At 59.2% G+C, this 11,819-nt stretch carries 9 protein-coding genes and 1 pseudogene; 5 read left to right on the top strand and 5 right to left on the bottom strand.

Translation table 11 applies throughout. From position 1 onward, the window contains the following. The first annotated feature begins 282 nt into the window (after positions 1 to 282). From NKH70_RS34880 to NKH70_RS34860, 5 genes are all read left to right on the top strand, one after another. On the top strand, positions 283 to 1,293 hold the full coding sequence (locus tag NKH70_RS34880) for a thiamine pyrophosphate-dependent dehydrogenase E1 component subunit alpha (protein ID WP_353027402.1): 1,011 nt from the start codon (positions 283 to 285) through the stop codon (positions 1,291 to 1,293). Then, on the top strand, positions 1,290 to 2,273 hold the full coding sequence (locus NKH70_RS34875; RefSeq protein WP_353027401.1) for an alpha-ketoacid dehydrogenase subunit beta: 984 nt from the start codon (positions 1,290 to 1,292) through the stop codon (positions 2,271 to 2,273). The genes NKH70_RS34880 and NKH70_RS34875 overlap by 4 nt, the downstream gene beginning before the upstream one ends. Next, positions 2,266 to 2,502 (top strand): biotin/lipoyl-containing protein, encoded by a 237-nt coding sequence (locus NKH70_RS34870; protein WP_196815030.1) that lies wholly within the window; start codon positions 2,266 to 2,268, stop codon positions 2,500 to 2,502. The genes NKH70_RS34875 and NKH70_RS34870 overlap by 8 nt, the downstream gene beginning before the upstream one ends. 173 nt (positions 2,503 to 2,675) lie before the next feature. After that, positions 2,676 to 3,419 carry an SDR family NAD(P)-dependent oxidoreductase gene (locus NKH70_RS34865; RefSeq protein ID WP_353027400.1) on the top strand — a complete coding sequence of 248 codons (744 nt, stop codon included), beginning with the start codon at positions 2,676 to 2,678 and terminating at the stop codon, positions 3,417 to 3,419. A gap of 151 nt (positions 3,420 to 3,570) precedes the next feature. Continuing rightward, the gene (locus NKH70_RS34860; protein WP_353027399.1) at positions 3,571 to 4,668 is read left to right on the top strand and encodes a 2-oxo acid dehydrogenase subunit E2; all 1,098 of its coding nucleotides are present in this window, start codon (positions 3,571 to 3,573) and stop codon (positions 4,666 to 4,668) included. Between the two features lie 963 nt (positions 4,669 to 5,631). On the opposite strand, the gene NKH70_RS34855 is transcribed toward NKH70_RS34860, so the two are convergent. The 5 genes and pseudogenes from NKH70_RS34855 to NKH70_RS34835 form a co-directional block, all read right to left on the bottom strand. After that, on the bottom strand, positions 5,632 to 8,106 hold the full coding sequence (locus tag NKH70_RS34855) for a GcvT family protein (RefSeq protein ID WP_353027398.1): 2,475 nt from the start codon (positions 8,104 to 8,106) through the stop codon (positions 5,632 to 5,634). A gap of 231 nt (positions 8,107 to 8,337) precedes the next feature. Then, positions 8,338 to 8,588 (bottom strand): annotated as a pseudogene (locus NKH70_RS34850) (aldehyde dehydrogenase family protein); the annotation flags it as partial. Positions 8,589 to 8,846: 258 nt separating this feature from the next. Continuing rightward, a complete protein-coding gene (locus tag NKH70_RS34845; protein ID WP_353027397.1) occupies positions 8,847 to 9,464 on the bottom strand; it encodes a short chain dehydrogenase in 618 nt (205 codons plus the stop codon). 25 nt (positions 9,465 to 9,489) lie between these two features. Beyond that, a complete protein-coding gene (locus NKH70_RS34840; protein ID WP_353027396.1) occupies positions 9,490 to 10,371 on the bottom strand; it encodes a dihydrodipicolinate synthase family protein in 882 nt (293 codons plus the stop codon). A gap of 17 nt (positions 10,372 to 10,388) precedes the next feature. Then, positions 10,389 to 11,819, bottom strand: a 1,431-nt coding sequence (locus tag NKH70_RS34835; protein WP_353027395.1) for an NAD(P)/FAD-dependent oxidoreductase, incomplete at its 5' end; no start/stop codon positions are given.

The raw sequence follows: 11,819 nt of genomic DNA, 5'->3' as shown, positions 1-11,819 counted from the left end.
ATTCGGACAGGAAGAACGCTAGAGCAGCCGTTGGCGCAACTACGCTACCGGCCGCATTCACCTAGAGAGTTGGCAGTGAACTCATAGCTTAACGCTCGGTGGCTAGTCCCGGGTAGATGAACCATGAAAGGTGGTAAGCTACCGCGGATGAAGCAGAAAGACGCCGGAAAGGTCGTTGCGAGATTGGCTATAAGAGGGGATTTGGCTACAAGAATCGAGTACTCGCATGGACAATGAATTGACAGGATGTAGATCAATTTAGGACACAAAGTAGAGGCATCGATGTCGAATATTATGCCTGCACCATTCGCGCGTAAGTTGTATTACCACATGGCTCGCATCAGGCGATTCGAGGACAGGGTTATTACTCTGGTCGATGACAATGAGATCGCCGGCGTGACCCATGAGTATAGCGGGCAAGAGGCGGTGGCTGTCGGCATCTGCGGCGCGCTAGTGGCCGCAGACATCATCACTAGCACCCATAGAGGGCATGGTCACACGTTGGCGAAGGGGGGAGACGCCGGCAAGATGTTCGCTGAACTGCTTGGCCGAACGACCGGATACAATCAGGGTCGTGGCGGATCCATGCATATTGCCGACATCGGACTTGGGATCTTCGGAGCTAATGGTATCGTCGGCGCTGGAACTCCTATAGCCTGTGGCGCGGCTCACAAATTCAAAGCCGCTCGCGAAAACCGCGTCGCCGTTTCGTTCTTCGGCGACGGTGCAATCAACCAAGGGGTTGTGCACGAGGCGATGAACCTCGCGGCGATCTGGCAGCTTCCCGTTGTCTTTGTGTGCGAGAACAATCAGTACGCGATTTCGACACCGCTCAAACAAGTCACCATCCTCGAGCCCTATCTTCGTGCTCAATCCTACGGAATGCCTGGGGTGAGCGTCGACGGCATGGACGTGGAGGCAGTCTATCACGCTGCCCTCACCGCCACGGAACGCGCTCGGTCAGACAAAGGCCCGACTTTCATTGAGTGCCAGACTTATCGTTACTTCGGGCACTATACCGGCGAGCGTCACATGAAGATGAGTTATCGGCCCCAAGACGAGCTCGAAAGCTGGAAGTTGCGGGACCCCATCAAGATTTGGGCAGCCCGTATGGTGGAAGGCGGATTGTGCACGCAACAAGACGTCGAAGCGATCGACGCGGAAGTTAACGCTGAGATTGAACGAGGCGTCGAGTCCGCAAGGAGCAGCCCGCAGCCGAACCCGGCGGAGGCGCTCGATTGCATGTACGCCATGTCGTACCCGAACACTCCGGCGTGGGGAGTAGAGCCGTGAGACAGCTGAGATTTCTTCAGGCCATGAATGAGGCCTACCATCAGGCTATGGGCGCAGACGCGAGCGTCTTCATCATCGGGGAGGACATTCGAGGCGGAATTCGCGGTGAGACGAAAGGCCTGCATGGCGCCTTCGGTGATTCCCGCGTGCTCGACACGCCGATTTCCGAGGCTGCGTTCACCGGGTTCGCCACTGGGGCGGCTTTGGCTGGCCTGCGGCCGATCGTTCAGTTCCAAGTTCCGTCACTGATTTACGTTGCGTTTGACCAACTGGTGAATCAAGCCGCGAAGATGCGACTGATGCTCGGCGGCCAGGCTAATCTGCCAATCACATACACGATTATGGTGTCCGGCTCGCGGGGAGGAAACGCGGGTCAGCATTCGGACAATCCTTACCCGTATCTCCTCCATGCAGGTTTCAAGGTCGTTTGCCCTTCGAACGCCTATGATGCGAAGGGTTTGATGATCCAAGCAATTCGAGAAGACGACCCCGTCGTTTTCATCGCATCCGCCATGTGCCTTCCGCAAAGGGGTCAGGTGCCGGAAGAAATCTTTGCGGTACCTCTCGGTCGCGGTGACGTTAAGCGTGAAGGCTCCGATGTGACCGTCATTGCTATTGGACACTTGGTGCCCGAGGCTTTGGCTGTCGCTGAGACCGTCTCTCAGAAGAATGGCATCAGCGTTGAAGTGTGGGACCCTCGCTCTCTCTTGCCACTCGACAGGGAAGGGCTTTTGAAGACGGTCGGGAAGACCGGCCGCGTGGTGATCTATGACGACACGAACCGTACTTGCGGCTTCGCAGCCGAGCTGAGTGCAATCATAGCCGAGTTGGCGTTTTCGTCTCTCAAGGCGCCGATCAAGCGTGTCACGCGGGCTGACGTTCCCATGCCGTTCAACCTTAGGCTTGAATCTGCGGTTCTGCCGAAGCCGCAGGAGCTTGAAGACGCCATCATATCTGTAAGGAGCTATGCTCATGCTTGAAGTTCGCATTCCGAAGATGGGTGCGTCGACAGTCGACGTTGATCTCACGAAGTGGCACGTTTCGGTCGGGACCTCCGTCGTTCCGGGGCAGATTCTGGCTGAAGTGGAGTCGGAAAAGACGAACATCGAGATCGAAGCGGAAACTGCGGGCGTAGTTGCTGAGATCCTTGTCGACGAAGGGGCGGTAACGGGTGTCGGAACCGTCATCTGTCGCATCAAGACCGAGTAGGAGCGGGGCTGGAATGAATGTTCTTTCGCTCCGGTCGCGAAACTCCAGAAGTAACTCCCAAGGCTGGACGTCGGTCGCCCGCACTCTGGCGGCCGACGTCCAACCGCATGAGGCGCGGCGGGCGCCTCCGGGCGGCCTGACACCTCAACTATACACCGATCGTAGAGACGACTATGGCACGCGACAAACGCTTTGAAGGTAAGACGGTTTTGATCACCGGAGGAGCTCGGGGTCAGGGTGCGGCTGAAGCCGTCCAGATCGCATCCGAAGGAGGGCGGGTAATCATCGGGGACATCCTCGACGACCACGGCAAACAGATCGCCGAGACCATCGGTGAAACAGCGTCGTTTGTACATCTCGACGTCGGTTGCGAGGAGGACTGGCAAAGCCTAATCCGCTTTCTAGAAGGACAGAAGACGGGACTTCACGGCCTGGTCAACAACGCGGCGATCTACCAACCGGTGCCGATGGCCGAATCCAGCGTCGCGATGTTCGAAAGGCACTTCCGTATCAATCAGCTGGGTTGCTTCCTCGGCATGCGGGAAGTCGCGCCTCTCATGAAGGCAGCCGGCGGGGGGGCGATAGTAAACATCTCGTCTGTTGCCGGGATGCGTGGAAGCCGAACCTCCATGGCCTATACCGCGACAAAATGGGCCCTGCGAGGCATGACGAAATGCGCGGCGCTAGAACTTGCTCCAGCCGGAATCCGCGTCAACTCCATCCATCCCGGATGGATTGAAACGGAGATGCTGCTCGCTGAGGATCCTTCGGACAGAGAGCGCCAGTACGCGCTCATTCCGCTCAAGCGGGCCGGCACGGTCCATGAGATAGCGGACCTCGTCCTCTTCCTGCTCTCAAACGAGAGCAGCTATATGACCGGAGCGGAGATCGCGATCGACGGAGGGCTGTTGTTGTGAATCATTGGTCACCTCGATTGATCTCCCTTTCGGAACTCAACGTGCGCCCGCTCGGATTTCTTCTCCATGCATAGGCAGAGCAGCCTGATAACCGCAACCGGCAAGCCTGGTAGATAATTCCCGCGAAACGTAAAATAGCACAGTAGCGCAGATGCCTATCAACGTCAGAATGCCCGCCCTCGCTTTGGATATGGAAGCTGCCACCCTTGTGAAATGGATGTTCAAGGAGGGCGATGACATAAAAGCGGGAGACGTTCTGGCCGAGGTTTGTAGCGGAGGTAATACTGGTCAGATCAAGGCTGCTGCCGGGGGTACTCTGGAAAGGATCGTCGTCCCGGAAGGCGCTGATCGAGTAGAATTTAGGGACCTCATCGCCGTTGTCGCCACCAAAAGCGAATCTGGTTCCGTTACCGTCGCTCCCCGGCAAGCGTCCGACAAACGTGGCGAACCCGAGCCTCACACTACAGTTAAGAACACGGCCGAAGCTGCGTCCACCGCAAGTAAAGGACCCTTGGACGATGCGGTTCTCAAGCTGTTTGAAGTCGGATTATACCAACTTGTACCTCACGACGGCATGCGTAGGACGATCGCTCGTCGGCTGGTGACGTCGAAGCGAACTGTCCCGCATTTCTATGTCGGCCTAGATTGCGACATCGACGAGCTTCTGGCGCTGCGCTCCCGTCTCAACGATGCCGCGCCCAAGCCCACGGACGGCCTGCCGGCCTACAAGCTGTCGGTCAATGATATGATCATAAGGGCTCTGGCGCTTGCGCTGCGAAACGTTCCAGACGCGAACGTCTCCTGGACCGAGAACGCTATGGTCAGACACAGGCATGTCGACGTGGGGGTGGCTGTCTCGATCAGTGGTGGTCTGATCACGCCGATCGTACGCAAGGCCGAGCTGAAGACGCTCCAAGTCATTTCCAACGAGATGAAGGATCTTGGCAAGCGCGCGAAGGATCGCAAGCTAAAGCCTGAGGAGTATCAAGGCGGCACCACGTCAATCTCGAACATGGGCATGATGGGCGTCAAGGAGTTCGCTGCCGTGATCAATCCGCCGCACGCGACCATTCTTGCGGTCGGTGCGGGTGAACAGCGTGTAGTCGTCAAGAACGGTGTCATGGCCCCCGCGACAGTGATGAGCGTTACACTTTCCATCGACCATCGCTGTGTGGACGGCGCGCTCGGAGCCAAGCTGCTGCAGGAATTTAAGAGTTATATAGAGAATCCGGTAGGCATGCTCGCCTGAGCAATATTCTGGTTTCGTGACGCGAGAGCCGATGACGGTGCCGGCCAATTTTTTCCATTGGGAGAATGCGGCCGGATGGGCAGCGGAGATCACCGCCACGGCAAGCTTCTTCCAGCTTCGCGCACGAACTATATACTTGGCGATTGCCCAAACACCCAGTCTTTGAGCCGGACGAACGGCAAAGGCCACGTGCTGAGCGAGAACCAGGGCGTGGTCTAGCCGATCTTACCAAAAGACGGGCGGACTGCTTGGCGCTAACCTGGTAAGAGCGGAGGTGACCGAACTCATCGACGAATTGAGAGCGGCTGCGACAGACGATTCCGAGATCCTGAAAGAAAGCGTGCGACGTCAGCGGGTAAAAAGGGCAACCCCCTGTCATCAATCGCGTTGATCTGTCGGCTAACATCCCAATTCCGCTAAACGAGATGCGGGCAGACGTTTCAAAACTGCCAGCGCAGTCAAAGAAGATAGGTCGCAATAGCGGCGCGAAGACGTCGCGGACGTGTATTCCGACTGTTGAGGAAAACCATAGCTGACAGACTGGCAGCCAAGATTGCAAATCGTCCCCGGGGTGGGCGAGGCATCGGCGCCTGTATCATCCACCCTTTCCGAAGGAGGAGCAAAAGTCGCCGTTGCGCAGAGAAACTCGTAGCTTGAGGCGGTTCTCAACGAACGCATCATCTAAGTGAGGGCGGAACTTCGAATTCCAGAGAAAATCGCCTTGGACGTGCAGATAGTCGCCGAGCGCTCGCCGGCTTAGACATCCTCCAACACAACGCCGGTGTCATGTTCAAAAAAGACGGTCGACGAGATGACCGCGGTGGGCTGAGATCGGATGATGGACACCAACCTCATTCCTGCTGATAAAGGCGGCAATGCACGCCCCTTCGCAAGCGGGGTAGCGGAAGCATCGTCAACATCGATTCAATCGAAGGGCGGCTTCATCGTGGCGCCCGCATCGGCTCACGCCCTTACCCGTTCCGACTTCGGATCATACATCGGCTTCAGCGATGCCTCGGCGGCAAAACGCTCGCCGGCAATGTCGATCTCGTACGATGAGGCCAGCACGTCCGCCTCGCTCTCGCCCTTGCATGGCACATAGCCGAGCCCGATGGCGCCGCCGAGATGGTGGCCGTAATTCCCTGATGTGATCGGGCCGACGATCTTGCCGTCACGCAGGATCGCTTCATTGTGGAAGAGCAGGGGCTCAGGGTCTTTCAGGCGGAACTGGACCAGCCGGCGCGACAGGCCGGCTTCCTTCTTCGTCAGCACCGCATCGCGACCGAGGAAGTCTCCCTTGGCCGTCTTCACCGCGAAGCCGAGGCCGGCCTCCAGCACATTGTCTTCGTCGGTGATGTCGTGGCCGAAATGCCGGAACGCCTTTTCGATGCGGCAGGAGTCCAGCGTGTGCAGGCCGCATAGCTTCAGACCGACATCGGCGCCGGCCTCTTCTATCGCCTCGAAGACGTGGGCGGCCTGATCGGTCGAGACATAAAGCTCCCAGCCGAGCTCGCCGACATAGGTGACGCGGTGGGCGCGGGCCAGCCCCATGCCGATTTCGATCTCCTGAAACGTCCCGAACGGGTTGTTCTCGTTGGAGAAATCGTTCGGGCTCAGCTTTTGGATCAGCTTTCTCGAATCCGGGCCCATCAGGCAAAGCACGGCTTCGGCCGCCGTCACATCGGTGATGACGACGAACTCGTCGGCAAGATGTTTTCTCAGCCAGGCCAGGTCGCGTTGCAGCGTGGCGCCGGGCACGACGAGGAAGAAGGCGGTTTCGGACAATCGCGAGACGGTGAGGTCGCTCTCGATGCCGCCGCGCTGGTTGAGCATCTGGGTGTAGACGATCTTGCCCGGCGTCACGTCCACGTCGTTGGCGCAGAGCCTTTGCAGGAAGGCGCAGGCATCGCGGCCTTCGACACGGATCTTGCCGAACGAAGTCATGTCGAACAGGCCGACGCCGTTTCGGACCGCCAGATGCTCCTCGCGCTGGTTGTCGAACCAGTTCTGCCGTTTCCAGGAATAGCGGTATTCGCGCTCCTGGCCCTCCCGCGCAAACCAGTTGGCGCGCTCCCAGCCGGCGACCTCGCCGAACACCGCGCCGCGCGCCTTCAGATGTTCGTGCAGCGGCGAACGGCGGACGTTTCGCGAGGTTGCCATCTGCCGGTACGGAAAATGATCGGCGTAGAGCAGGCCGAGCGTTTCGGAGACGCGCTCCTTGAGATAGCGGCGGTTCTTCTGGAACGGCTGGGCGCGGCGGATGTCGACCTCCCAGAGGTCGAAGGGCGCCTCGCCGTCATTGATCCATTGCGCCAGCGCCATGCCGGCGCCGCCGGAGGAGACGATGCCGATCGAATTGTAGCCGGTCGCCATCCAGTAGCCGGAAAGCTCCGGCGCCTCGCCGAGATAATAGCGGTCGTCGGGGGTAAAACTCTCGGGGCCGTTGAAGAAGGTGTGGATGCCGGCGGTGGCCAGCATCGGCATGCGGTTGACGCCCATTTCCAGGATCGGCTCGAAATGGTCCATGTCCTGCGGCAACTGGTCGAAGCAGAAATCCTCGCTTATGCCGTTCATGCCCCAGGGCTTGGCCACCGGCTCGAAAGCGCCGAGCATCATCTTGCCGGCATCTTCCTTGTAGTAGGCGCACTCGTCCGGCACGCGCAGCACCGGCAAGCGGGAAAGCCCGGGGATCGGTTCCGTGACGAGATAGAAATGTTCGCAGGCGTGCAGCGGGATGGTGACGCCGTTCTGGGCGCCAAGCTCGCGTGCCCACATGCCGGCGCAGTTGACGACGATATCGGCTTCGATCGTGCCTTGCTCGTCGCCTTGCGCCCAGGAGACGCCGGTGACACGGCCGGCCCTGGTATGAACCTTGGTGACCTTCACGTTCTCCAGGATGGTCGCACCGCGCTGACGTGCGCCCTTGGCCAAGGCCATGGCGATGTTGGCCGGATCGCACTGGCCGTCGAGCGGCAGATGCACGGCGCCGACAACATCCAAAACATTGAGATGCGGGTACATCTCCTTGACTTCACCTGGCGAAATCTCGCGCACGTCGACATCGAAGGCGCGGGCGAGAGACGCCTGCCGATAGATCTCGTGCTTTCGCTCCTCGGTAAGCGCCACCGTGATCGAGCCAACCTGGCGCATGCCGGTGCCGACATCGGTCTCGGCCTCGAGCTTGACGTAGAGGTCGGCCGAGTACTTCGCCAGCCGCGTCATGTTCTGCGAACCGCGCAGCTGGCCGATCAGGCCGGCAGCGTGCCATGTCGTGCCCGACGTCAGCTGCTTGCGCTCGAGCAGCACGATATCGGTCCAGCCGAGCTTGGCCAGATGATAGGCGACCGAGCAGCCGGAGACGCCGCCACCGATGATGACCGCCCGCGCTTTGGGAGGAATGGCCTTGGTCGGAATGGTTTTGGCGGGCGGCGCGTTCATGCGGCCTCGCGGCGGTAGCTGGAGGCGAAGCGGCGCAGTCGAAAGGCTGCTTCCTCAAGAACTGCCTTGGGCTGGGATACTGATGCAAATACGGTCTTCAGCCATGCGGCTGAAATTGCACCCTGCGTCACGGTCACGTTTTTGCCTGCAGCGACGATGGTGCGACTTGAGAGGGGATTTCGAGAGCGGCACGCAGCTCATTCATCGGGCAATTTCCTCGGGTTTGATGCACTATCCCCATGGACGGTCGGAGCTAAAGCGGGTGATCTGCTTCGTTTCGAAGTGAGACCCCAACGGCCGAACTCGCGGCCGATCCCGGACTGCTTGTAGCCACCCCACGGTGCCTCGGAGAATGTCGGCTGAGAACAGTTAATCCAGACGATGCCGGCCCGGAAAGCAGCCGCGACGCGCTCTGCGCGGACGTCGTCGGCCGACATCACCGCCGCCGCCAAACCATAGCGGGAATCATTGGCTAGCGCTATCTTGCGGAGATATCCCGCACGTCCGGCACCCGAGAGCTTTGGCCAGCCTTCGAGGTCGAAGCAGCGGCGCGCGGCTTTCACGGCCACATCGATGTATGTCCTCTAAGGTTCCGGCCGGAGCTTTGTGAATGACCTCCTCCGTTGCGGGTTGATCACATCGAATGTGCCGCCCTTTACTGGGGAGACCCACGTTCCGTCGATATAAAGTTGGCTGCGCATCCCTGTCTTTCCGTTAGTGCGACGCCATTGCTGGCGAGATTAGGTTTCGCTGACCCAGCCCATCGATAGACCCGACCGACCCGTCTGGGGGCCCTCCACACTCTTGACGTAGCCGAGCGCTACCTCTCTCACCGGCATCGTCCGGGTGCCGGGAAAGAAGTCGCCGTATAGGTGAACCGATTCCTGTACGAGAGTCGGACTGACCAGATTGATCCGCAACCCCCGTCCAAGCTCGATCGCCGTGCTGCGTACAAAGCCGTCCAAGGCGCCATTGACTAGGGCGGCCGAGCTTCCCTGCCGGATCGGATCTTCGTTGGTCAGACCGGAAGTCAAGGTAAATGACCCATTGTCGCTGATGCGCTTGAGACCCCTCACGACGAGATTAACCTGCCCCATCAGCTTACTGCGTAACCCGATCCCGAACTGCTCATCCGTGAATTGGTCCAAGGGGGCGTAGCGCACCGCACCTGCCGTGCAGACCAACGCGTCAAATGTACCGATCTTGTCGAATAGGTGGTGGATAGAGTCCGGTTCGGCGATGTCGACGTGGAAAGAGCCGCTTGTTCGTCCGACCGCTACAATGTCGTGCCGCTTGCCAAGTTCGGCAGCCACGGCCGACCCGATAACTCCAGTCGAACCAACTAGGACAATCCGCATAGGGTCCTCTTAGATAAAGCGACGGCTAGGAGGCGACCGCAAACAGCGGGGCAAGTGCGGCGCGGAGCGCCATGTCCTGCTCCGACGAGAGTTTTGCCAGCGGCTTCCGGACGTTCCCGGTTCCGAATCCGCGCAGCTGCGCGGCTCTGAGAACAGAGGGGGTATAGGGTGCCCGCCAGATGAAAAGGAGCGAGGGCAGCATTCGCTGCCAAAGTTCCAGTGCCCGTTGGTAGTCCTTGGCCGCCACAAGGTTGTACAGTTCGACAGCCTCACCAGGCATGTAGTTTGCTGCGCCCCAGATAACGCCGCGCGCGCCAGCCATCAGGGCGTAGAGAGTCGTCGTATCGCAGCCATTTAGTACAGTGCCTCCCGTCTGCAGGTACTCCTGATGCACGGTGAAGTCGCCGGCACTGTCCTTGATGTAATTGAAATTACCAAGACCGCTGAGCCGATCCAAAAGCCGTGGCGAGACCGAGATGCCGGTCGCCTGCGGGATGTTGTATCCGACAATGTCAACGCCCACCGCCGCGTCGACTTCCGTGTAGAAGTTGAAGATCCCATCTTCGTCTGACGGACCTTCCAGATAGGGTGGTAAAATCATCAGCGCGTCCGCGCCGACCGATTCAGCTTGCCTTGAACGCCGGATGACTTCGTCCATATTGAGAGCCGACGTCTGGCAAATGACATTGCAGCGGCCGGCTATGCGCTTCGCGCCGACTTCATATAGCTGGTTGCATTCGGCTTCGGTTAGGTAGGGATGCTGTCCTGTCCCCGCGCCCAGCACCAAGCCATGGACGCCGGCCGAGATGTACTTCTCGATCAGTTCCTCGAAAACCGAGTAGTCGATTGCACCGTTACCGGCGAACGGTGTCTGCATTGCGAGATTAATGCCCTTCAAGTCCGCCATTACCGTTCCTCTTGTTGCTAGACTTCAGCGCCCGCTTGCTTGAAACGGAGTGCCGTGACGAACCGGACGCCCATTGATGTGACAAGTCTCGGGTATGTCCTGCTTGGAGTGGCCCGCGTCTTCAGGATTTCGATGACAGCCGAAGATTGCCCCGTGGCCAGTTCGGCGACGGCCTTGCCAAAGGCGGCCCCTCGAGCGACGCCGGTTCCATTGCAAAAGGCGGCCCCATAGACGTTCTTCGCCAACTCGCCGAAAACCATTCCGCCATTTTGCGCGAGGGTGAGCAGACCTCCCCAACTGGCCTCAAAGCCCATTGAAGAAAGCCCCGGCCATCGACGGTCGAATGCTACCTGCTGCTGGGTTCGCGCCCTTAGCACATCTTGTTCCGTTGTCTTGAAATTCATCGCGTACGAGTAAACATTTCTGAGGAAAAGACGGTTGTCGATCGTGCGCCGTACCGTCGTCCCAAAGCTGTCGGCCGGAATAAGCCCATAGGCTCGCTTATTGCCCACTTGGGAAAGCTCGCTCTCCGTGAGCTGTCGAGTCATGCTCGCGAAGGTGTAGAGCGGTATGGCGCGGTTGTTGAAGAAGCCAAACTTCGTCAGATAGCCTGAAGCGCAGATGACGACCTTCGAAGCCGTGATTGTCCCGACGGGCGTCTCGCAGATGTGCTTCGGCGCGCCGAACCGCACTGCCACAATAGCGGTGTTTTCATGAATGGTAACGTTCGGGGGGAGGCGTTTAACAGCATTCTTGAGATACTTCGCAGGCTGGACTAGGATGGTGCCGGGGTGGTGCAGGGCTTTGATGTAGTGCTTGCTGCCGGTGAGCGCCTGGATTTCGGGGGTCTCAACCCAGCTGTAGTTCTGCCCAAGCTTATCGAGCGCCTTCGAAAAGCGGTCCAGGTCTTCCGCACCGTGAGACGTGGCCGCGCTGTGGTACTTTCCCTGCGGGTCCCAGTCGCAATCCACCCCATGCTCTTCGACGGCGCTTCGGATGTAGGCGATCCCCTCCAGGTTAACGAACAGCTCTTCTTTGTTTCCCCTGATGTCTTCGACGAAATCGCGCTTTCGGGGATTGTGCGCGAGATCGATGACGAAACCCATGCATCGTCCGGATGCATTGTCCCCAATGCGGCCGGCGTCGACCAGGATTACGGAGGCCTGCGGGTTGAGTTCGGCAAATCGACGGGCTGCATGAAGCCCCATCCAGCCGCCGCCAATCACCAAGCAGTCGCATGCGACGTCGCCTGGTTGCGGCACCAGAGGCAGCTCCGGTCCCGACGTGCTGTACCAGCCGGAGACTGTTGGCTCCGGATGTGGCGGCTGGACGACAATACGCTGCCTTGTCATTGTTTGATTGAATGAGTTCACTGCCAACTCTCTAGGTGAATGCGGCCGGTAGCGTAGTTGCGCCAACGGCTGCTCTAGCGTTCTTCCTGTCCGAAT

It is taken from the genome of Mesorhizobium sp. M0991, assembly GCF_040318915.1.
Lineage (GTDB): Bacteria > Pseudomonadota > Alphaproteobacteria > Rhizobiales > Rhizobiaceae > Mesorhizobium.
Note: the sequence above shows the minus strand (reverse complement) of the source record. Positions and strands in the feature narration are given on the sequence as shown.

Coding starts and splice junctions, on each gene's coding strand:
- NKH70_RS34860 (WP_353027399.1), top strand. CDS start 3,571: ATGCCTATCAACGTCAGAATGCCCGCCCTCGCTTTGGATATGGAAGCT.
- NKH70_RS34855 (WP_353027398.1), bottom strand. CDS start 8,106: ATGAACGCGCCGCCCGCCAAAACCATTCCGACCAAGGCCATTCCTCCC.
- NKH70_RS34865 (WP_353027400.1), top strand. CDS start 2,676: ATGGCACGCGACAAACGCTTTGAAGGTAAGACGGTTTTGATCACCGGA.
- NKH70_RS34880 (WP_353027402.1), top strand. CDS start 283: ATGTCGAATATTATGCCTGCACCATTCGCGCGTAAGTTGTATTACCAC.
- NKH70_RS34840 (WP_353027396.1), bottom strand. CDS start 10,371: ATGGCGGACTTGAAGGGCATTAATCTCGCAATGCAGACACCGTTCGCC.
- NKH70_RS34870 (WP_196815030.1), top strand. CDS start 2,266: ATGCTTGAAGTTCGCATTCCGAAGATGGGTGCGTCGACAGTCGACGTT.
- NKH70_RS34845 (WP_353027397.1), bottom strand. CDS start 9,464: ATGCGGATTGTCCTAGTTGGTTCGACTGGAGTTATCGGGTCGGCCGTG.